Origin of the sequence: Nocardia rosealba (assembly GCF_020216065.1) — a bacterium.
GTDB lineage: Bacteria > Actinomycetota > Actinomycetes > Mycobacteriales > Mycobacteriaceae > Nocardia > Nocardia rosealba.
In genome coordinates, this window is the sequence record NZ_JAIWNA010000003.1 from 123,364 (window position 1) to 147,761 (window position 24,398).

A 24,398-nucleotide genomic window follows, 5' to 3' on the forward strand; every position below is an offset into this window, starting at 1 on the left:
ACCGGGCGGGCGGCTGCCGGTTCGGCGTGTGCGGCCGGGTTGCCCGGCGCCGTCGGATTCTGGTGAATTACTCCCGAGTACGAGATTTTGACGGAATCTGGTCCGGTTTATTATCGAAACGAATACGCTTCAGTCGTCTACGGGCGCGTGTGTCGGGTGTCGGGGTTGACGATGGAGGTCGGGAGATAACCGAGTCATTGCTGGTTGTGTGGCGACGAGCTGGAATGTCGCGATCGTGTCATAGCCGATCGCACTGAATTCCGGTGTGAGCGGGCGGATTTCGGGCAGGGTGCCCGGGGTTGGCCGTCCGTGCGCCGATCCCCGACCCGGTGCGAGCCGGGGGAGTTCCGAGAGTTTTTCGCGGCTGCGTGGCGTTACCCGCGGCCGGTAGATGGAAGGCAGTGTTGCAATGACCAACCCCACTCCGGCGTGCGCGCAGATCGATCAGCTGGCGGCGCTGGTGGCGACGGTCGCGGCGATGGAACCGGCACGGACCGCCGTCGGATTCGACGGCACCTCGGTGTCCTACGCGGAGCTGGATGCCCAGCTCACACTGATGGCGGAGCTCACCGGCGGCGCGCTCGACCCCGAGACGCTCGTCCAGGTCGTGCTCGCCGAGCTGTTTCCGGGGGTTGTCGATGCGGCCGAGGGCACCTTCGGGCGCTTGCTGAACACACTGGCCGCCGACGCGATGACCGTGCTCGGGATCGAGGCGCCTGCCGCCGGGGCGACGCTGGTCGACCGATTCGCCGAGCAGCTGGCGCGCACTCCGGATAGGGTGGCGGTGCAGTTCGGTGACCAGACGCTGACCTATGCCGAATTCGATGCCAGGGTCCGGGTGCTGGCCGATCGGCTGGCCGGGCTCGGTGTCGGCCCGGAGTCGCTGGTCGGGTTGGCGATGCGGCGCAGTGTCGAGTTGATCGTCGCCGTGCACGCGATCGTGCGGGCGGGCGGGGCGTATGTGCCGCTGGACCCGGATCATCCGGTGGACCGGTTGCACTACGTGCTCGAGGTGGCACGGCCCGTCGTGGTGGTGACGCGGGCGTGCGACGAACCGGATCTGGGTGGCGCGGCGGTGTTGCGCACCGACGACGTCGACTGGTCCGCGGTACCGGCGGAGATCATGGTGGGAGCGCAGGCTGGGAACACGGCCTATGTCATCTTCACCTCCGGTTCGACCGGTCGGCCCAAGGGTGTCGCGGTGACCCACAGTGCGATCGTGGCGAACCTGGACTGGCGTCAGCGCAGCTATGCGATGACCGAAGACGACGTGGTGCTGCAGAAGACCCCGTACACCTTCGACGTGTCGGTGTGGGAACTGTTCTGGCCCTTGCAGATCGGTGCCCGGCTGGTGATCGCCGAGCCGGGCCGTCACGGTGATCCGGCCTACCTGGCCGACCTGATCGCCCGGCACCGCGTGACGGTGACCCACTTCGTGCCGTCCATGCTGGCCGCCTTCGTCGGTGAGCTGGCCGAGGCCGCGACGGTCGGGGATCTGTCGTCGTTGCGGATGGTGTTCGCCTCCGGTGAGGCATTGCCCGCCGCGACCGCCGCGCGCCTGCGCAAACTGTCGGCGACGGCGCTGCACAACCTGTACGGGCCGACCGAGGCGGCGGTCGACGTCACCGCACACGAGGTGACCGAGGCCGACGAGGTGTCGGTGCCGATCGGTGGGCCCGCCGACGACACCGGGTTGCTCGTGCTCGACGAGAACCTCGACCAGGTGCCCGCCGGAGTGGTCGGCGAGCTGTATCTGTCGGGTGTGCAGTTGGCGCGGGGCTATGTGGCGCGGCCCGGGCTGACCGCCGACCGGTTCGTCGCCAACCCCTACGGCGAGCCCGGTGAACGCATGTATCGCACGGGTGATCTCGTGCGCCAGCTGCCCGGCGGTGCCGAGCTGGAATACCTGGGGCGCACCGACTTCCAGGTGAAGCTGCGTGGGTTGCGGATCGAACTCGGCGAGATCGAGGCCGTGCTCGCGGCGCACCCGCGCGTCGGCAACGCCGCGGTGGTGCTGCACCGGCACGCGGCCGGTGAGGCGCTGGTCGGGTATGTGGTGAGTGTCGACGGGGAGCCTGTCGACGAGGCCGAGCTGGTGGCGCATGCGAAGGCATCGATGCCGGAATACATGGTGCCCTCGCTGCTGGTCCAGTTGCCCGCGATGCCGATCAATGCGAGCGGCAAGCTGGACCGGAAAGCATTGCCCGAACCCGACTTCCGTGTGGCCGCGGCCGAGTTCCGTGCACCGGTGACCGCGACCGAGCAGGCGGTGGCGGCGCTGTTCGCCGAACTGCTCGACGTCGAGACCGTCGGCCTGGACGACGACTTCTTCCGGCTCGGCGGCAACTCGCTGATCGCCACCCGGGCCATCGCTCGCCTGCACGCGAACTTCGGTGTGCGCGTGGATGTTCGGGACTTCTTCGACAGTCCCACCGTCGCGGTTCTCGCGTCGTTGATCGATGCTTGCGATACCGACGAGAGGCCGGCTCTCGTCGCAGGCCCCCGCCCCTCCGTTCTGCCGCTGTCGCCCGCTCAACAACGCATGTGGTTCCTGAATCGCTTCGACCCGACCACCGGCGCCTACAACATCCCGATCGCGGTTCGCCTCTCCGGTGTGCTCGATCATGCGGCCTTGCGTGCGGCCGTCCGCGATCTGATCGCCCGCCACGAAGTGCTACGGACCGTCTACCCCGAGGTGGACGGGGTCGGGACGCAGGTTGTGCTCGACCCCGCCGAGGCTTACGAGCTGCTCGTCGCCGAGGCGGCGGGCTGTGCACATGCCGGGGCATCGGCCCCCGGCGGCGGTAGCCACGGTGTCGTGGAACCGGCGCTCGGCGCCGCGGCTGCGGGTTGCGGTGCTGTCGGTGGCGAAGGCGTTGGTGCGGCGCTGTTGGATCCGATTGTTGTTGCGGCGGAGGAGCTGCGGGAGGTAGTCGCCGGGGAGATCCTGCGCGGTTTCGATGTGGCGGTGGCGCCGCCGGTGCGGGTGCGGTTGTTCGAGGTCGACGGGGATCACGTGCTGGTGCTCGTGGTGCACCATATCGCCGCCGACGGGTGGTCGGCGGGACCGCTGGTGCGCGACACGATGGCCGCCTATCAGGCACGGACCGGTGGGGCGGCGCCCGCGTGGGAACCGCTGGCGGTGCAGTACGCGGACTACACGCTGTGGCAGCGGGCCGTGCTCGGTGAAGAGGACGATCCGGCTTCGCAGGCGGGGCGGGAGATCGCGTTCTGGCGGGCGGCGCTGGCCGGTCTGCCGGACGAGTCGGGGTTGCCGACGGATCGGCCGCGCCCAGCGATCGCCTCGATGCGTGGGCAGCGGGTCGAGTTCGGCCTTGACGCCGAGTTGGTCACGGCGCTGAATGCTGTTGCCGCCGAACGCGGCGCGACGCTGTTCATGGTGTTGCACGCGGCTTTGTCGGTGCTCATCGCCCGTCTGTCGGGCAATGTGGATGTGGCGATCGGCAGCCCTGTCGCCGGGCGCGGTGCCGCCGAACTCGACGATGTGATCGGCATGTTCGTCAACACCGCGGTGCTGCGCACCCAGGTGCGCGCCGGGGAACCGTTCGCCGAGCTGCTCGGCCGCGTCCGGGCCGACGACCTGGCCGCCTTCGAGCACACCACCCTGCCCTTCGAGCGGCTCGTCGAAGTGCTGGCGCCTGCTCGTTCGGCCGGTCGGCACCCCCTGTTCCAGGTGGCGTTGTCGCTACAGAACCTGCCCGTGACCACCTTCGAACTGCCCGGCCTGCGGGCAAGCGCGGTCGACCTGCCCTACGACATCGAGAAGTTCGACCTGTCGGTGACATTGCGCGACGCTGCGGCCGACGGTCTGTCCGGCGAATTCTCCTACGCCACAGACCTGTTCGACGTGTCGACGGTTACCACGATGGTGCGCCGCTTCACCGGTCTGCTCTCCGCGATCGCCGCCGCACCGCATACTCCGGTAGCCGATCTGCCGTTGCTGATCGACACCGAACTCACCGAACTCACCACCCGCGGCGGTGTCGCCGAGCCCGCACCCCTGCTGCCCGAAGTGCTGGCCCGTGCCGCCGCCGACCCGGCCGCTATCGCCATTCGCGACGGCGGACAGACCCTCACCTACGGCGAACTCGAAGCCGCCGCCACCAGCTTGGCCGCCCGGTTGGCCGACCACGGCGTGGGCCCGGGAGATGTTGTCGCTGTGAGCATTCCGCGCTCGGCAGCGTCGGTGACCGCCGTGTGGGCCGTCATCAAGTCGGGCGCAGGCTTCCTCCCGGTCGATCCGAACTACCCGGCCGACCGCATCACCCACATGCTCGCCGACTCCGGCGCCGCCGCGGGCATCACCACCGACGAGGTCCGCGCCGACCTACCCGCCGCCGTGGACTGGCTGGTCGTCGACCTCGACGCGGTGCACACGGACACGCACGCCGATGTCGTCGCGCCGAGGCTTGCTGAGGGCGATGGTGGCCGGATCGGCCTCGGACACGGCCCGTCCTACCGACCGCTGTCAGGTGCGAAACCAGATGTGGGTGAAGGTGATTCGTCCGCAGGTGACCGAGTAGATGTCGCGGCCGCGACCGTCGTGCCCGATGTCGTGGGGAACGGTGATACTACGGACCCGCATTCGGCCGAAGCCGGGAAATCGGCCGGTGGATTCGGCGCCGCGGACATCGCCATCGACGGGTTCGGAGCGTCGGGTGATGCTCGTAGGCCGCATCCGCTCGACCCGGCCTATGTCATCTACACCTCCGGCACCACTGGTCTGCCCAAGGGTGTGGTGATTCCGCACGCGGCTGTCGCCGCCTACCTGCCGGTGCAGGCGGGACGGTATCGGGCTGCGGCGGACGCGCGGGTCCTGCATGTGGCGTCGCCGTCGTTCGACATTTCGGTGGCCGAGCTGCTGCTCACCGTCAGCGCGGGAGCGACCATGGTCGTCGCGCCGAACGGGGTGTTCGGTGGGGCGGAGCTGGGTGAACTGTTGCGGGTCGAACGGGTGACCCATGTGGTCATCACGCCGTCGGCGCTCGCGACGGTCGATCCGGTGGGCCTCGTCGATCTGCGGGTCGTCGTGGTGGGTGGTGAGGCGTGTCCGGCGGAGCTGGTGGCACGGTGGACGGCGGCGATTCCGGGGCTGGTGTTCCGCAACGGGTACGGGCCGACCGAAACCACGATCGTCACCAATATCAGCGAACCACTCGGCGCCACAACGCCGATCACCCTCGGTGGTCCCGTGGAGGGGACCACCGAATTGGTGCTCGACGAGCGGCTGCGCCCGGTGCCCGCCGGTGTCGTCGGTGAGCTCTACATCGCGGGCGCGCAGTTGGCGCGCGGCTACCATCGTCGGCCCGCGTTGACGGCGAGCCGGTTCGTCACCAACCCGTACGGCGCGCCGGGTGAGCGGATGTACCGCACCGGTGACACCGTCCGCTGGGTGCGCCGCGGTGACTCCTATGACCTGGAATACCTGGGGCGCAACGACTTCCAGGTGAAGGTACGTGGGTTCCGGATCGAACTCGGTGAGATCGACGCCGTCCTCGCCAAGCTCCCGACGGTGCGTTTCGCCGTCACGATCGGGCACCGCACCGAGGCTGGCGCGACCCTGCTGGTGTCCTATGTGGTGCAGGCCCCCGAGGCCGCTGTCGACACCTCGGAGTTGCTCGCGCATTCCGCCGCGCATCTGCCCGCGCACATGGTGCCCGCCACGATCATGACTCTGGACGAGGTGCCGCTGACCCCGGTCGGCAAACTGGATCGTTCGGCGCTGCCCGCTCCCGTGTTCGAGGCCGCCGTCTACCGCGCGCCCGTCACCCGTGCCGAACAGGTGGTCGCGGACGCGTTCGCCGAGGTCCTCGGCCTGGAACAGGTCGGCCGCGACGACGACTTCTTCGAGCTCGGCGGCAACTCGCTGCTCGCCACCCGTGTGATGGCCCGCATCGGCACCGACCTGGATATCCGTATCCCGGTGCGGCAACTGTTCGACACCGCCTCGGTCCGCTCCCTGGCCGACGCCGCCGACCGGCTGCGCGGTACCGGCGCGGGCCCTGCCCTCGTCGCGGGCGTGCGCCCCGACCCGCTGCCGCTGTCCCCGGCTCAGCAGCGCATGTGGTTCCTCAACCGCTTCGACCCCGGTTCATCCGCCGACAACATCCCGATGGCCGTGCGCCTCACCGGCGACCTCGACGTGCCCGCCCTGCGCGCAGCCCTCGCCGACGTCCTCGACCGCCACGAGGTCCTGCGCACCCGGTACCCCGAACGCGACGGCCACGCGATCGCCGAAATCCTCCCCACCCCGGGTCTTCTCCCTGACATCCACCCCGAGGTCCTCTCTACCGACGACCTCCCCGACGCGATCCGTACCTTCGCCACCGCCGGCTTCGACCTCACCACCGACGCACCCCTCCGCATCGCCCTGTTCCGCGTGCGCGACACCAGGGAAGCGCCGACCACCGGGTACGGTCCGATCGATACGTCAGCGCGCTCCGGCGAGGAGCCGCTGCTTGCCGATCCCGTGAGTACCGGTGCGGCACTGCAAGTTACGGGTGTATCGACGGGCGTGCCTACGATGCTCGACGGGGACGCGCCCACCGACGACGGCGTGAGGTCCGGTGCGGCGCAGGGCGGTACGGTGGAGTTCACCGCGGAGGCGCTGCTGACTGCGCAGGAGCAGTTCGGCGGAGACGCATCGGCCGGTGTCGGTCAGATCCCCGGAGAAGCACGGGAAGCTGCTGTGTCGGTTGACGGCGCAGCGGAGTACGTGCTGGCTATCGTGCTGCATCACATTGCGGCGGACGGATTCTCGTTCGGGCCGTTGATCCGCGATGTGCTCGCCGCGTACGGGGCGCGGGCTGTGGGGGAGGCTCCCGCGTGGGAACCGCTGAGCGTGCAGTACGCCGATTACGCGGTGTGGCAGCATGCGGTGCTCGGCACCGCGGCCGACCCCGGATCGGTGGCTGCCCAGCAGCTTTCGTACTGGCGTAGGACGCTGGACGGGCTGCCGGAGCAGTTGGAGTTGCCTGCCGACCGGCCGCGGCCTGCGGTCGCCTCACGCAGGGGAGCGCTGCACGCGGTCGAGTTCGAGGCCGAAACACACCGTGCGCTGGCCGAATTCGCGCGGGCGCACGGGGTGACGGTGTTCATGGCCGTGCACGCGGTGTTCGCCGTGTTGTTGGCGCGCTTGTCGGCGACCACCGATATCGCCATCGGCACGCCGGTGTCGGGGCGTGGGCACCGCGCACTCGACGACCTGGTCGGCATGTTCGTCAACACCCTGGTGCTGCGCACCGAGGTGGCACCCGCGACGCCGTTCGCCGAGCTGGTCGCGCGGGTCCGTGACACCGACCTGGCGGCCTTCGGACACGCCGACGTGCCGTTCGAGAGGCTCGTCGAGGCGCTCGATCCGGTGCGTTCCACGGCCCGCAACCCCCTGTTCCAGGTGATGCTGTCGCTGAACGAGGACACCGCGCGCGAACTCGTCCTGCCCGGCCTGACGGTCGGTGGCGTCGACCTGCCGACCACGGTCGCCAAGTTCGACCTGGAACTCACCCTCACCGAACACCGCGACGAGAACGGCGCTCCCACCGGACTTTCCGGCGCCTTCCTCTACGCCACCGATCTGTTCGACGCGGCGACCGTCGCCGGATTCGCCACCCGCCTGCACCGCGCCCTCACCAGCGCCCTGACGGACCCCACGCGCCCGGTCGGCGACATCGACCTCCTCGACGACACGGAACGCACACAACTGCTCGCCATCGGGGACGCGCCCTCCGCGGCTGGTTCCGCCCTGACAACGCAGTCGACCGACCGGGCCGTGGTCGACGCTGCCGCTCAGGAAGACTTCGCCGCTGCTGCTTCCGGCCTGGCAGCGCAGTCGGGTGACCACGTCGCGGCCGCCCGTGCCACCCGAGCGCCCGCCGCTACCGCCACCCTGGCTTCGCTGTTCGCCGACCAGGTCGCGGCCAGCCCCGGCGCAACAGCTCTCATCCTCGATGCCGAACCCGCGGGAGTAGCGCGCGGTGCGGATCTTGCGGACACAGCGGTAGCCCTTGACGCGCAGCAGCCCGTGGTCGGGTCACGCAGTGTGGATCGCGCTGCGACACCGATCGTTTCCGATGCCGAGCCCAGCCGGGTGGGTGGTGTGGGGACTTCGGTCTTCCATCACGCCGAGCGAGGTGGGGCAGGGCGTGGCAGTGGTGCCGACAGCGCGGTAGCGATAGGCGGTCCGGTGTCGGTGCGGTTCACGTATGCCGAGTTCGGTGAGAGGGTTGCTCGGTTGGCCCGGCATCTCATCGGGCTTGGTGCGGGGCCGGGTTCGCTCGTGGCCGTGGCGATGCGTCGTGGTGTCGAGCAGTTGGTCGCGGTGCACGCAGTGCTGGCCGCCGGGGCCGCTTACGTGCCGGTGGATCCGGATCATCCAGCTGACCGAACCGCGTATGTGCTCGCTCGGACGGCACCGGTGTGTGTGCTTACCGTCGCCGGAAGTGGTGTCGGCGTGGGTGAGGCGGTCGAGGTGGACACCCTCGATCTGTCGGCGCTGTCGGGTGATCCGATCGTCGACGAAGAGCGCTGTGCCCCACTGCGTCCCGACAATCTCGCCTATGTGCTGTTCACCTCCGGTTCGACCGGTCGGCCCAAGGGCGTGGCGGTACCGCACCGCGCGGTGGTGAACCAGCTGCGGTGGTTGCAGAGCGCTTATCCGCTCTCCGCCGATGATGTGGTGCTGCAGAAGACGCCCTTCACCTTCGACGCCTCGGTGTGGGAGCTGTTGTGGCCCTTGCAGGTCGGGGCCCGACTGGTTCTGGCCGCGCCCGACGGGCATCGCGATCCGGCGTACCTGGCCGCCGCGACTGCCCGGCACAGCGTGAGTGTGGTGCAGTATGTGCCTTCGGTGTTGACCGCCGTGATGGCGGAAACGACCGGAACCGTGGGCGACCCGCACGATCGGTCCGGCGACGTTTCCCGGGGGCAGAGCGCGCTGCGGCTGGTGTTCGCCGGCGGTGAGGCGCTCACCACCGAACTGGCGCGTGCCGTCCGCGAACGCACCGGCGCCACGGTGGTGAACCTGTACGGGCCCACCGAAACCGCCATCCAGGTCACCACCCACCGGTTCGCCGACGACCAGGGTGCGACCGTGCCCATCGGTTCGCCTGTCGCCGAAACCCGTGTGTACGTGCTCGATTCGCGCCTGCACCCGGTCCCGGCCGGTGTGCCCGGCGAACTGTATGTGGCCGGCGCCCAGCTCGCCGACGGCTACCACGGTCGCGCCGACCTCACCGCCGAGCGTTTCGTCGCGAACCCGTTCGGCACCGGCGATCGCCTCTACCGCACCGGTGACCTCGTCACCTGGCGCACCACGTCCACCGGCCCCGCCCTGCACTACCTGGGCCGCACCGATTTCCAGGTGAAACTGCGTGGCCTGCGCATCGAACCCGCCGAGATCGAAGCCGCCCTCACCACGGTTTCCGGCGTTCGCCGCGCGGTGGTCGTCGTCCGCTCGGACGACGGCAAGCCCGACCAGCTCGTCGCCTACATCGTCCGCGACAGCACCGAACCCGAACCCGTTGCGGATGCCCGATCAGCCGCTCCCTCAGTCGGGGTCATCGGTGCGCAATCAGCTTCGACTGCAGCCGGTTCCGTACCGACAGGCGGTGCGCAATCAGCCTCGACCGAAGTCGGTGTCGACGGCACAGTCTCGGGTGCGCCCGACCGTGACGCCTGCACTCCGGCGGATCTCGACGCCGCTGTCACCGCCACCCTGCCCGCCTACATGGTGCCGGGCGCCTACGTGTTCCTCGACGAACTGCCGCTCACTGCCTCCGGCAAGCTGGACCGCCGCGCACTGCCCGCCCCACAGGTGCGCCGCACCGTTCACCGGGAGCCCGCGACCACGACCGAACGCATCGTCGCCGCCACCTTCGCCGGCGTGCTCGAACTGGACCGGGTGGGCGCCGACGACGACTTCTTCGCGCTCGGCGGCAACTCCCTGCTGGCCACCCAGGTGGCCGCACGCCTCGGCGCCGCGCTCGACGCGCGCGTCGCGGTCCGTGAGCTGTTCGAGGCGAGCACCGTCAGTGGCTTGGCACAGCGCCTGGACACTCTGCGTGGCACCGGGAGCAGGCGCGGGCCGGTGGCGGGTCAACGCCCGCAACGGATCCCGTTGTCGCCCGCGCAGCAGCGCATGTGGTTCCTGCACCGTTTCGACCCGGAGTCCGCCGCCTATCACATCCCCGTGGCCATCCGCCTCAGCGGTGAACTCGACGTTCCGGCGCTGCGCGGCGCCTTGGGCGACCTGGTCTTCCGGCACGAGACCCTGCGCACCACCTACCCCGAATTCGACGGGCAGGCAACGCAACTCGTCGGCGACCCGTTCGTTCCCGAGCTCACGGTCTCCGACGTTTCCGCCACCGACGTGTCCGGCGCCGTCGCGCAGGTGCTGTCGGGCGGTTTCGACATCACCGCCGAGGTGCCGGTGCGCGTCGCCCTGCTGCGCGTGACGCCGACCGAGCACGTGCTGGTGCTCGTCGTGCATCACATCGCCGCCGACGGCTGGTCGATGGGCCCGCTCACCCGTGACCTGGTGGCCGCCTACGCCGCCCGCGCCACGGGCAGCGCACCGCAACTGCCGCCGCTCACGGTGCACTACGCCGATTACGCGCTGTGGCAGACCGAGGGGCTCGGCAGCGTCGACGACCCGGACGCACCGCTGGCCCGCCAGCTCGACTACTGGCGGCACCGCCTGGCCGCGCTGCCCGACGTCCTCACTCTGCCGACGGACCGCCGCAGGCCGCTGATCGCCTCCGTTCGCGGGGCCACCTTCATCACCGCCTTCGACGCGCACTTGCACCGGGGGATCGAGGAATTGGCTCGGGCGCGCCGGGCATCCACGTTCATGGTGCTGCACGCGGGCCTCGCGGTGTTGCTGGCCAGGCTGTCGTCGGGGTCCGACATCGTGGTCGGCACCCCGGTTGCCGGGCGCGGTCATCGCGAACTCGACGACATCGTCGGCATGTTCGTCAACACGCTCGTCCTGCGCGCCGAGGTGCGCGGCGAAACCGGATTCGCCGACCTGCTCGACCAGATCCGCGCCGGTGACCTCGACGCCTTCGACAACGCCGACGTCCCGTTCGAAACCCTCGTCGACGCGGTGAACCCCGCACGCTCGCAGGGCTATTCGCCGCTGTACCAGGTGTCGCTCGCCCTGCAGAATCAGCGGCGCGCCGCGTTCGAACTGCCCGGGCTCACCCTCTCGGGCCTCGAACTGCCGGACGCGCCGATCGAAGTCGACCTGGACTTCACCTTCGTCGACCGGTTCGACGCCGACGGCGAGCCCGACGGGCTCGATCTCGAACTGCGCTACGCGACGGACCTTTTCGACGCCGAGACTGTCGCGGCGATGGCTGCCATGCTCGAGCTCGTGCTCCGCGCGGCCGTGCAGGCTCCGGCGACACCCGTCGGCGACCTCGAACTGCTCGCCGAACCGGCCCGCGCCGAGTTGGTGGCGGGCCCGCACGGCGAGGTGGTTCCGCTCGAGCGGGAGCTGGCCGAGCTGGGCATCGGCGCGCCGCTGGCCGCCCATCTGCTCGATGCGGCGGCCGCGCGCGATCCGCAGGCGATAGCGGCCGTTTTCGAGGGTACCGAGATCACCTACGGTGTGCTCGCGGCCAGGGCCAATCGCCTGGCGCGCAGGCTGATCGAGTGCGGTGTCGGGCCGGAAACGCCGGTCGCCGTCGCTGTTCCGCGCGGAATCGACCTGCTCGTCGTATTGCACGGTGTGCTCGCCGCCGGTGGCGTGTACGTGCCGATCGACCCGGCCCAGCCCGCCGACCGCATCGGCCACGTACTGGCCACGGCGGCACCACGATTGGTCGTCGCCGCCGAGGCGAGCGACCTCGATCACGTGGACGCGGATATCCGATCCGCCACCGCCTCGGTGCATTTCGCGGCCGCCTCGCGGTCCGGATTCCCGGTGCTCACCGTCGCTCAGCTCGAAGACCCTGCGCAAGTCCCGGTACCGGGCACCCCGGTCACCGATGCCGAACGCCTCGCACCGCTGCTGCCGGACCATCCGGCGTATGCCCTGTTCACCTCCGGTTCCACCGGTCTGCCCAAGGGTGTGCTCATCACCCACCGGGCCGTGGTGAACGAATTGTGCTGGCTGCGCGGGGAATACGCGTTGACCGCTGAGGATCGCCTGCTACAGCGCGCCCCGCTGACCTTCGACGTGTCGCTGTGGGAACTGCTGGCCCCGGCGTTGCTCGGCGCCACCCTGGTGCTGCTGCGCCCCGGCGGCCACCTCGACCTCGCCTATCAGGCGCGGGTACTGCGCGAACAGCGTGTCACCGTGGTCGAGCTGGTGCCGTCGGTGCTGTCGGCGATGCTCGCCGAAGGGCTCGGTGACGCCCTGCGCGGCCTGCGCATGCTGCATGTGGGTGGTGAGGAACTGCCCGCCCCGCTCGCGGCGACGGTGCTGGCCACGCTGCCCGTCGAGTTGCACAACACCTACGGTCCGACCGAGGTGGCGATCACCAGCACCTTCCAGCAGATCACGGCGCCGGTCGAACAGACCGAACTGCCCATCGGTAGGCCCACCTGGAATGTGCGCGCCTATGTCCTCGACGAGCGGCTGCACCCGGTGCCCACCGGTGTGACGGGTGAGCTGTACCTGGCGGGTGCCCAGCTGGCCCGTGGCTACCTGGGGCGGCCGGATCTGACCGCCGACCGTTTCGTCGCCGACCCGTTCGGCACGAACGGTACCCGTATGTACCGCACCGGCGACCTGGTCCGCCGCGACCGCAATGGTGCGCTGATCTACCTGGGCCGCAACGACTTCCAGGTGAAGATCCGTGGCCTGCGAATCGAGCTCGGTGAGATCGAGGCCGCCCTCGGCGACGTTCCCGGCGTCACGCATGCGACGGTGCTGCCCGCCACGGACGACTCGGGGCGCCAGTGCCTGGTCGGCTATGTGGCCGGTGCGGTCGACGCCGCGAAGGTGCGCGATCATGTGGCGAGCCGCGTGCCCGCCTACATGGTTCCCACGCATTTCGTCGTGCTGGACACGGTGCCGCTGAACTCGGCGGGCAAGCTCGACCGTGCCGCCCTACCCGCTGCCGACCTGTCGGTCACCACCGCCTATGTGGCGCCACGTCCCGGCACCCAGGCAACGCTCGCCGAGGTGATCGCCGACCTGCTCGGCGTGGCCCGCATCGGTGCCGACGACGACTTCTTCGCCGTCGGCGGCAACTCACTGCTGGCCATGCGGCTGGTCGCCCGCGCCAACGCGGCACTGGGCAGCGCCCTCGACGTGCGCGACGTGTTCGAAGCACCGACCGTGGCCGGGCTGGCCGAACGCGCCACCGACGGCGAACAGCTGCCGCCGCTGGCCGCGGTGCACCCACGTCCCGACCGAATCCCGTTGTCACTGGCCCAGACTCGTCTGTGGTTGCTGAATCGCATCGACCCAGACTCGGCCGTCTACACCCTGCCCATCGCCCTGCGCCTCACCGGTGATCTCGACATCGCCGCCCTGTGGGCCGCCCTCGCCGACGTCCTCGCCCGCCACGAGGCCCTGCGCACCGTCTTCCCAGAAGACGCGGACGGCCCCACCCAGGTGGTCCTTCCGGTCGACCAGGCCTTGCCCGATGCGGTGCTCGAGGAGGTCCCCGAGCCGAACCTCGCCGCTGCTGTCCGCGCCGTCGTCGGGGCGGGCTTCGACCTCACCACCAAGCCGCCCCTGCGCGCGGCACTCCTGCGCCCGGTGCCCACACCGGCGAACGAACTGCCCGACCACGGCCATCTCGCCGGGAAGTCTGCCGATTACGGGGTCGTCAGCCTCGGTGATGTCCTGCCGCACGGCGTCGACCACCACGAGGTCGGCCGTCGCGCGGGTGCCCACAACGGTGACGGGTCCGGGCGCAATGGCGGCGACCGCGTCGCCACCGGCGGGGTCAACGGTCCTGCCCGAGCTCTGGGCGATGCCTCGGCCGATCGCGTGTCGGGCGACGGGGCGAGGACCCAGGGGGTGACCTCCGCAGGCGGCTCCACGCGGGACCATGAGTATGTCTTCGTGCTGGCCGTTCACCACATCGCGGCTGACGGTGTGTCCATCACGCCGTTGGCGCGGGATCTCATCGCCGCGTATGCCGCGCGGACGGCGGGGTTCGCGCCGCAGTGGGAGCCGTTGCCGGTGCAGTACCCGGACTTCACGCTGTGGCAGCGGGAGGTCCTCGGCGACGCCGACGATCCGAAGTCGCGCCTGGCGCGGCAGCTGGCGCACTGGCGTGACGAATTGGCCGGGCTGGCACCGGCTCTCGAGTTGGCGGCGGATCGACCGCGTCCCGCTGTGCGCGCGGGGGAGGGCGCTGCCGTCGGATTCGATGTGCCCACCGAGGTCGTCGCCGGGATCGAGGCGCTGGCCCGCAGGCACGGGACGTCCACGTTCATGGTGGTGCACGCGGCGTTCGCGGTGCTGCTGGCCCGGCACGGTGCGGGCGGCGATATCGCCATCGGCACGCCGGTCGCGGGACGAGCCGATGCGGCGCTCGACGATCTCGTCGGCATGTTCGTCAACACCCTGGTCCTGCGCACCCCGGTTGACGCGGGAGCGGCGTTCGCCGACCTGCTCGCCACCGTGCGTGCGGCCGATCTGCGCGCTTTCGCGCACGCGGACCTGCCCTTCGAACGGCTCGTCGACGAACTCAACCCGGTGCGCTCCACCTCGTACGCGCCGATCGTGCAGGTGATGCTCGCCTTCGAGCACCGCGACGACACCACCGTCGAACTGCCGGGCCTGCGGATCGACGAATTCGCGCTGCCCGCGGCGACCACGCAGTTCGACCTGTCCCTCGCCGTCAACGAAACCGCCGGTGCGGGTGGCCGACCGGGGATGCGCGGATGGCTGCGGTACGCCACCGATCTGTTCGACGCCGAGACCGTCGCCGCCTTCGGCGCGCGGTTCGTCCGGGTGCTGCGTGCGGTGATCGCCGACGACACGGCGATCGTCGGTGAGATCGACCTGCTCGACGACACCGATCGGGCCAAGCTCGCGGTCTGGAACTCCACGCACGCGCCCCTGGACACCGATGCCACGCTCGTGTCGATGTTCGCCGAACAGGCCCTTCGCACCCCGGATGCAATCGCCCTCGAATTCGAAGGCCAGCGAATCACTTACGGCGAGTTCGCTGTTCGTGTGGCTCGTCTCGCGCGCTGGCTGATCGGGGAGCGGGTGGGGCCCGGCGCCATCGTGGGTGTGGGACTGCGGCGCGGAATCGATCTGCTCGTCGCGCTCTATGCCGTGCAGGCGGCAGGTGCGGCGTACCTGCCGCTCGACCCCGACCACCCGGCCGACCGGATCGCCGATGTGCTGGCCACCGCGGCACCGGTCTGCGTGCTTGCCGCCTCCGGCTTCCCCGAAACCGGCACTCGCACCATCGATCCCGGCGAACTCGACCTCGACGATTTCGACGCCCACCCGGTGACGGATGCCGATCGTCTCCGCCCGTTGCGCGGTGCCGACCTGGCGTACGTGCTGTTCACGTCCGGGTCGACCGGAAAGCCGAAGGGTGTGGCGGTGAGCCACACCGCCATCGTCAACCGTCTCGTCTGGATGCAAAACACCTACGGGCTCACACCGGCCGAAACCGTGTTGCAGAAGACGCCGATCACCTTCGACGTGTCGGTGTGGGAACTGTTCTGGCCCTTGCAGATCGGCGCCACGCTGGTGATCGCCCGCCCCGACGGGCACCGTGACCCCGCCTACCTGGCCGAGGTCATCACCCGCACCGGAGTCGGTGTGGCGCACTTCGTTCCGTCGATGCTCGCCGCGTTCCTCGCCGAACCCCGATCCGTCGACTGTGTTTCGCTGCGTTCGGTGTTCGCCTCCGGTGAGGCCCTGCCCGCCGCCGATGCTCAGCGTCTGCGCGCGCTGATTCCCGGTGTGGCCGTGCACAATCTGTATGGCCCGACCGAGGCCGCCGTCGACGTGACCTTCCACGAGGTCACCGACGCCGACACCGTGACGGTGCCGATCGGCGCACCGGTCGCCAACACCGCCCTGCACGTCCTCGACGCCCGCCTGCGCCCCGTGCCCGTCGGCACACCCGGCGAGCTCTACCTGGCGGGTGTGCAGCTGGCCAGTGGCTACCTCGGCCGCCCGGACCTGTCGGCCGACCGCTTCGTCGCCAACCCCTACGGTGCACCCGGCGAACGGATGTACCGCACCGGCGACCTCGTCGTACGCACCCGCACCGGTGAACTGGAGTACTTGGGCCGCACCGACTTCCAGGTGAAGCTGCGTGGCTTGCGCATCGAACTCGGCGAGATCGAGGCGGTGCTCGGCGGTATCGACACTGTCGACCGCGCCGTGGTGACCGTCCGTGACGACGGCACCGGCCCCTACCTCACCGCCTACCTCGTCCCCACCCGCGGACAGATCGACCTCGCGCAGGTGAAAGCCCGGTTGCAGGAGGCGCTTCCGGCCTACATGGTGCCGACCGCGTTCGTCGTCCTCGACGCGCTGCCCGTGAACGCCTCGGGCAAACTCGACCGTCGGGCGCTGCCCGCGCCGGAGCTGAGCGCACGCGAATTCCGCGCACCCGCGACGGTGACCGAGATACTGGTCGCCGGGATCATCGGTGACGTGCTCGGGGCCGAGCGCGTCGGTGCCGACGACGGCTTCTTCGATCTCGGCGGCAACTCACTGATCGCCACCCGGGTCGCGGCGCGGCTCGGGGCAGCGCTGGACCGGCAGGTGCCGGTGGCCCGCATCTTCGAGGCGCCGGTCGTGGCCGCGCTGGCCACCGCGCTCGATACCGAGGCGGGCCCGGCCCGGCTCGCGCTGACGGCGGGGGAGCGGCCCGCCGTGGTCCCGCTCTCGCCTGCCCAGCAGCGCATGTGGTTCCTCAACCGGTTCGACCCCGACTCGGTGGGCTACAACGTGCCCATCGCCGTCCGGTTGCGCGGCGTACTCGACACCGACGCGCTCGCGGCCGCCGTCGACGACCTGGTCGACCGGCACGAAGTGCTGCGCACCTACTACCCGGAGACCGCCGACGGTCCGGTGCAGCGCATCCTGTCGGCCGCCGAGGCCGGTGTCGCGCTGGAGATCCGCGACATCACCCCGGACGAGGTGGCCGGTGCGGTGACCACCCTGGCCGCGACCACCTTCGACGTGACCGCCGGGGTGCCGTGGCGGGTCGTGCTGTACCGCCTCGACGCCGACGACGCGGTGCTGGCCCTGGTGGTACACCACATCAGCGCCGACGGGTCGTCGGTGCCGCCGCTGGTGCGCGACCTGATGACCGCCTACCTCGCCCGCCGCGACGGCACCGCGCCCGCGTGGGCGCCGCTGCCGGTGCAGTACGCGGACTACGCGCTGTGGCAGCGGGCCGTGCTCGGCGACGAGACCGACCCCACCTCGGTTGCCGCCCGCCAGCTCGACTTCTGGCGCACCGAACTCGCCGGTGTGCCCGACGAACTCGCACTGCCCCTCGACCGGCCACGCCCGGCCGCGCGAACCATGGCCGGCGGCACGGTCCCGGTCACCCTCGACGCTGCCACCCACGCCAGGCTCACCGAGCTGGCCCGCGAGTGCGGTGCCACGCTGTTCATGGTGGTGCACACAGCCTTCGCCGCCCTCCTCGGACGGCTGTCGAACAGCACCGACGTGACCGTCGGTACCCCTGTTGCCGGGCGCGGTGAGGCCGCGCTCGAAGATCTCGTCGGCATGTTCGTGAACACGCTGGTGTTCCGCACCCGGCTGCGGGCGGGAGAATCGTTCCGCCAGTTGCTGATCCGGCAGCGCGCCACCGACCTCGCCGTGTTCGCCAATGCCGACGTGCCGTTCGAACGGCTCGTGGAGGTGCTCGACCCGGCGCGTTCCACCGCCCGGCACCCCCTGTTCCAGGTGGGCTTCTCCTTCCAGAACTTCGAACGCGCCGAACTCGAACTGCCCGGCATCACCGTGTCGGGTCTGGACACCGACGGGGAGCTGTCGCAGTTCGACCTGCACCTGATCGTCAGCGACGACTACACGAACGACGGTGCCGCAGCCGGTGTTTCGGGCGTGCTCACCTACGCCACCGATGTATTCGACCCGGAAACCGCGGCCGCCGTCGTCACGCGTCTGGAACGGCTGCTCACCGCCGTCGCCGCGGAACCGCAGACTCCCGTGGACGCCATCGACGTGCTCGATGCCGAAGAGCGCACCCGCATCCTCGACCACTGGAACGACACCAGCCACGAGATCGACCGCACGGTAACCCTTCTCGCGCCGTACCGTTACCAGGTCGCCACGCGCCCCGACGCGACGGCCCTGATCTTCGAGGGCGAACACCTCACCTACGGCGAGCTCGACACCCGGGTCAACCGCCTGGCCCGCCACCTCATCACCGACGGCGTCGGCCCCGACACCCTGGTCGCCCTGGCCATGCGTCGCTCGGTCGACCTGGTCGTGGCCATGTACGCGGTTCTCACCGCAGGCGGCGCCTACGTCCCGATCGACCCCGACCACCCCACCGACCGCATCACCCAGATCCTCACCACCGCCCGCCCCCACACGGTCCTCACGACCAGCCGCGACCGCTTCGAAATCGGCGCCGTCACCTCCGGTGAGCCGCCGACGGCCGACGACCCGGTCGATTCCTCGGTCGCCGGGCACACGGTGCCCTCGGTGGGGGTGCGTGTCGTCCTCGTCGACCGCCTCGACCTGCAGGGCTACTCGACCTACCCCGTAGGCGATACGGAACGACTTGCGCCGCTGCGGGATTCGAACCTGGCCTATGTCTTGTTCACCTCTGGTTCGACCGGGCGGCCCAAGGGTGTGGCGATGAGCCATGCGGGGGTGCGTAATCAGGTGGTGTGGATGATCGAGCAGTACCGGCTCGGTGCGGGGGATGTGTACCTGCAGAAGTCGGCCGCGACCTTCGACCTGTCGGTGTGGGGGTACTTCGTGCCGCTCGCGGCGGGGGCCACGCTAGTGCTGGCTGCCCCGGACGGGCATCGTGACCCGCTGTATCTCGCGGAACTGGTCGCGCGGCAGCGCATCACGGTGGTCGACTTCGTTCCGTCGATGCTGAGTATGTTCGCCGCGCACGCGGAAGCCGAGCAGCTCAGCAGCTTGCGCCTGGTGCTCGCCATCGGTGAGGCGCTCACCCCGGATACGGTCACCGCCTTCCGGGCGAAATCTGCTGCGGCACTGCACAACCTGTACGGCCCCACCGAAGCCGCCGTTTCGGTGACCGCCTGGCCCGCCGGCGACGCGACCGGGCCGACGGTGCCTATCGGCGTGCCCGAATGGAACACCCAGGTCTACGTGCTCGACGACCGGCTGCGCCCCGTCGCACCGGGTGTGGCGGGCGAGCTGTACCTCGCGGGTGACCAGCTGGCCCGCGGCTACCTCGGTCGTCCGGACCTGACCGCCGACCGGTTCGTCGCCGATCCGTTCACCGCGCCCGGCGAACGCATGTACCGCACGGGCGACCTCGTGCGCTGGACCCGCGACGGTGTGCTCGTCTACCTCGACCGGCGCGACTTCCAGGTGAAGTTCCGTGGTCAGCGCATCGAACTGGGTGACATCGAAGCGGCGCTGCGGGCCCTGCCCGGGGTGCGTCAGGCCGCGGCTGTCGTGTCGCCGAGCCCGACGGGTGACCGCCTCGTCGGTTACGCGGTGCCGCAGCCGGGCGCCGAGCTGGACCCGGCGTTCCTGCGCACAGCCGTCGGGGGTGCCCTGCCGTCGTACATGGTTCCGTCGGTCGTCGTGGTGCTGGATGCGTTCCCGCTCAACACTTCCGGCAAGCTCGACCGGGCCGCACTGCCGGCGCCGGAGTTCGTGGCCCGTCCGTTCCGCGCCCCGGTCACCCCGGTGCAGCGGGTCGTGGCCCAGGTGTTCGCCGAGGTGCTCGGCCGTGAGCAGGTGGGTCTCGACGACGACTTCTTCGAACTCGGCGGCAACTCGCTCATCGCCACCCGCGTCGCCGCCCGCCTCGGCGCGGCACTGTCCACCCGGGTGCCGGTGCGCACCCTGTTCGAGGCGACCACCGTCGCCGCACTGGCCGAGCTGCTCGCCGGCCACGCGGGCAGCGGCGCGGGCACCGCACTGGTTGCGGGCCCACGCCCACAACGGATCCCGCTGTCGGCCGCACAGCAGCGCATGTGGCTGCTCAACCGCCTCGACCCGGAATCGGCCGCCTACAACATCCCGATCGCGGTGCGGCTCACCGGCGATGTCGACGCCGACGCCCTGGCCGCCGCCGTCACCGATGTGCTCGAGCGGCACGAGGTGCTGCGCACCGCCTACCCGGCCGTCGACGGTATCGGCCACCAGGCGGTGTGGGAGTTCGTGCCTGCCCCGGTGGTGGAATCCGTCGATCCGATCGCGGTGCCGTCGATCGTGGCCGCCGAGATCGGCAGGGGATTCGACGTCACCGTCGCCCCGCCCGTGCGGGTACGCGTATTGCGGTGCGCCGCCGACGAAGTGGTGTTGGTCGTGGTGATCCACCACATCAGTGCCGACGGCTTCTCCGCCGGACCACTGCTGCGCGACACCACCGCCGCCTATCTGGCACGTCGCGTGGGCACCGCACCGGACTGGGCACCGCTGGCGATCCAGTACGCCGACTACACCCTGTGGCAGCGCTCCGTGCTCGGCGACGAGCAGGACCCCGAATCCCTGGCCGCCCGTCAGGTGCGGTTCTGGCGCACCGAACTCGACGGGCTGGCGTCGCTGCTCGAACTGCCCACCGACCGGCCCCGCCCCGCTGTCGCCTCCCAGCGCGGCGCCAGCGTGGAAACGGCTGTGCCACAAGAAGTCTGGCAGCGCGTTACGGCAGTGGCGCGGCGGGCGGACGCGAGTGAGTTCATGGTCGCCCACGCGGCACTGGCCGTACTGCTGGCCCGGCTCAGCGGAGCGGCCGACATCGCCGTCGGCACCCCCGTCGCCGGACGCGGTGCCGCCGCGCTCGACGACCTGGTCGGCATGTTCGTCAACACCCTCGTCCTGCGCACCGGTGTGGACCCGGCCGCCTCCTTCACCTCGCTGCTGAAGGACGCCAGGCGGGTCGACCTCGACGCGTTCGACAACGCCGATGTGCCCTTCGAGCGCCTGGTCGACGTGCTCGACCCGGTTCGTTCGGCCGGACACAGCCCGCTGTTCCAGGTGATGCTCGCCTTCCAGAACCTGGGAGCCACACCCACCGAGGTGGTGCTGCCGGACCTCACCGTCACCGCCATCGACGCCGACGCGGCGGTCGCGAAGTTCGACCTCGACTTCGTCCTGGCAGATACCGCCGGCGGTGGCTGCTCGGTGCGGCTCACCTACGCCACCGACCTGTTCGACGCCACCACCGCACATCGGATGGCCGAGGCGTACGTGCGGATCCTCGACGCTGTCACCGCCGACCCGGACATCGCCGTCGGTGATGTCGACCTGCTCACCGACGCCGACCACCGAATGCTCGAAAGCTGGTGTGACACCGACCATCCGCTCGCACCGGAGACGTTGGTCGACGGCTTCTACCGGCAGGTCGCCGCGACCCCCTCGGCCATCGCGTTCGTCGACGACACGACCACCCTCACCTATGGCGACTTCGCGGACCGGGTGAACCGGCTCGCCCGGTACCTCATCACGCTCGGCGTCGGCCCCGACACCGCCGTGGCGGTGGCGGCCCGCCGCTCGACGGACCTGCTGGTCGGGTTGTACGCGGTGATTGTCGCCGGTGGCACCTATGTGCCGGTCGACCCCGACCATCCGGCCGAACGCATCGCGCGCGTCCTCGACATCGCCCGCCCCGCCTGCCTTCTCACCACCTCACGGGTCCGGGCCGACCTGCCGATCTCGATGGGCCGGGGAATCGACGTGGTCGTGCTCGACGAGATCGAGACGGCAGCACTCTCCGGGCAACCCGTCGACGACGCCGAACGCACCCACTCGCTGCGCCCCGAGCACACCGCGTACGTGATCTTCACCTCCGGATCCACCGGCCTACCCAAGGGCGTGGGGGTGCCGCACCGCGCGATCGTCAACCAACTCGACTGGATGGCACAGGAATTCGGCTTCACCGCCGGGGACACGGTCCTACACAAGACGCCAACCACCTTCGATGCCTCGATCTGGGAACTGTTCCTCGGTCCCCGCGTCGGCGCCCGCACCGTCATCGCCCGTCCCGGCGGCCACGGCGACCCGGCCTACCTGGCTGCCGTCATCACCGAACACCGCATCGACACAGTGCAATTCGCGCCGACCCTGTTGGCCGCCTACCTCGCCCACATCGGCAGAACGGACGCGGTGACGCCGGCTGCCGCCACTCGGCGGCCGTACCGCGACGACAGCCCCGACACCGGCTCGCAGACCTCGGCAGTCGCGACGAGTCGGTCGCAGGCCGACAGCAGTGCCGAAACCGTCGGCGCCATGGTGGCGTTCGCGGCCGGTCGCTCGCCCGACGACCGTGGCCCCGGGGTCGACAGCACCCGCTCGCTGCGGCGGATCTTCGCCGGTGGTGAAGCACTGCCCGCCGCACTCGCCGAGCAGGTGCGAACGGTGACCGGGGCCGAGGTCGTGAACCTCTACGGGCCCACCGAAACCGCCGTGCAGGTGAGCACCCATGTCGTCACCGACGACGACACCGTCACCGTGCCGATCGGCACACCGGTGTGGAACACCGGGCTGTACGTGCTCGATGCCCGGTTGCGTCCCGTGCCGCCCGGTGTGGTCGGTGAGCTGTACGTCGGCGGCGCCCAACTCGCCCACGGCTACGTGGGGGCAGGCGCGCTGACGGCCGAACGGTTCGTCCCCGATCCGTTCGGAGCCGCGGGCACCCGCATGTACCGCACCGGTGACCTCGTCCGCTTGCGCGGCGAAAGGACCGCCTTGGAATACGTCGGCCGCTCCGACCTGCAGGTGAAGCTGAACGGTCAGCGCATCGAACTCGGCGAGGTCGAAGCCGTGTTGGCACGGCAGCCGGGTGTCGCGCAGGCCGCGGCCGCCGTGGTGCCGGGTACGGGTGCCGACCGGCTCGTCGGGTACGTCGTTCCCGCACGGGGGAGAAGCTCCGTCGGCTCGCCCGAGGAGGCCACCACTCCCGGAACTGTTGTCGCCCATAGCATCTCGGTGATCGACACCGCGGCCCTCCGATCGGCGCTGGCCGACGAACTGCCCGGCTACCTCGTGCCGTCGGTGGTCGTCGAACTCGACGAGTTCCCGGTGAACACCTCGGGCAAGCTCGATCGCGGCGCCCTCCCTGCCCCGCGCCTGCGCCAGGCCACCTACCGGGCGCCCGTCACCGAGACCGAACAGCGGGTCGCCGCCGAATTCGCCAGGGTCCTCGACCTGGACCGAATCGGCATGGACGACAACTTCTTCGACCTCGGCGGCAACTCGCTCACCGCCGTCCAGCTGGCCTCGCGACTGAGCGAAACCCTCGGCACCCCGGTGCCGGTGGCCTGGTTCTTCACCGACCCGACCCCGGCCGTCGTCGTCGAACGCTTGCGCGGCGACGACGCGCAGGCCGACGCCTTCGCCGTCCTGCTGCCCCTGCGCACCGGCGGCACCGGGGCACCGCTGTTCTGCATCCACCCCGTCGGCGGCCTGTCGTGGTCGTTCGCCGGTCTGACCCGCCACCTCGACCCGCAACGCCCCGTCTACGGTCTGCAATCACCCGCGCTGACCGCCGACGAACCGGTGCCCGACAGCATCGACGCCTGGGCGCGCCGCTACATCGACGCCATCCGGTCGGTGCAGCCCGAAGGGCCGTACCACCTGCTCGGCTGGTCGCTCGGCGGCTTGCTCGCGCACGCGGTCGCCACCGGTCTGCGGGCCGAGGGCGAACAGGTCGCGCGGCTGGCCATGATGGACAGCTGGCTCGGTGACGGACCCGAGCAGACCCCGGCCCCGACGGTCGGCGACCTGCTCGGCGGCCTGGCGGGCGAGGACCTCGACTTCGGCATCGACGGACTCACCGCCGCCGCCGCGAACCTCGGCGGACCGCTCGCCGGACTCGACCGCGCCCGCATCGCCCGCATCACCGACGCCGCACAGGCATCGATGAGCATGGTCGACGACTACCGTCCCCGCCGCTTCGACGGTGACCTGGTGTACTTCGCGGCCACCGTCGACGACCCGACCGGAACACACGGAGCCGCCACCTGGGCGCCGGTCGTCGACGGCGCCGTGATCTGTCACCGCATCGAGGCCACCCACTGGGCGATGACGAACGAGCACGCGCTCGCCCGCATCGCACAGGTCCTCGACGCGACCGGCCGTGGTGAACCGGCGCCGCGGCCACGGGCGACGACGAGGGTCGATGCACGGGCGGGGGCGGGCGGCGCATAGAATCGATGAGCCGGCCGTCGTGCCTGCAGCCTGCTCCTGCGGCAGGCATCCGCGCACGTCGCCAGCCCCCGTTTCGAGAGGTCGAGAAGAGCATGCCAGT

At 70.4% G+C, this 24,398-nt stretch carries 1 protein-coding gene; it reads left to right on the plus strand.

The genetic code is table 11. The features are described from left to right. The first annotated feature begins 409 nt into the window (after positions 1–409). Positions 410–24,298 (plus strand): non-ribosomal peptide synthetase, encoded by a 23,889-nt coding sequence (locus LDL21_RS14110; protein ID WP_225280436.1) that lies wholly within the window; start codon positions 410–412, stop codon positions 24,296–24,298. Positions 24,299–24,398: the final 100 nt, after the last annotated feature.

Bases quoted from the DNA above. Each gene is read 5' to 3' on its own strand.
- LDL21_RS14110 (WP_225280436.1), top strand. From the start codon at position 410: ATGACCAACCCCACTCCGGCGTGCGCGCAGATCGATCAGCTGGCGGCG.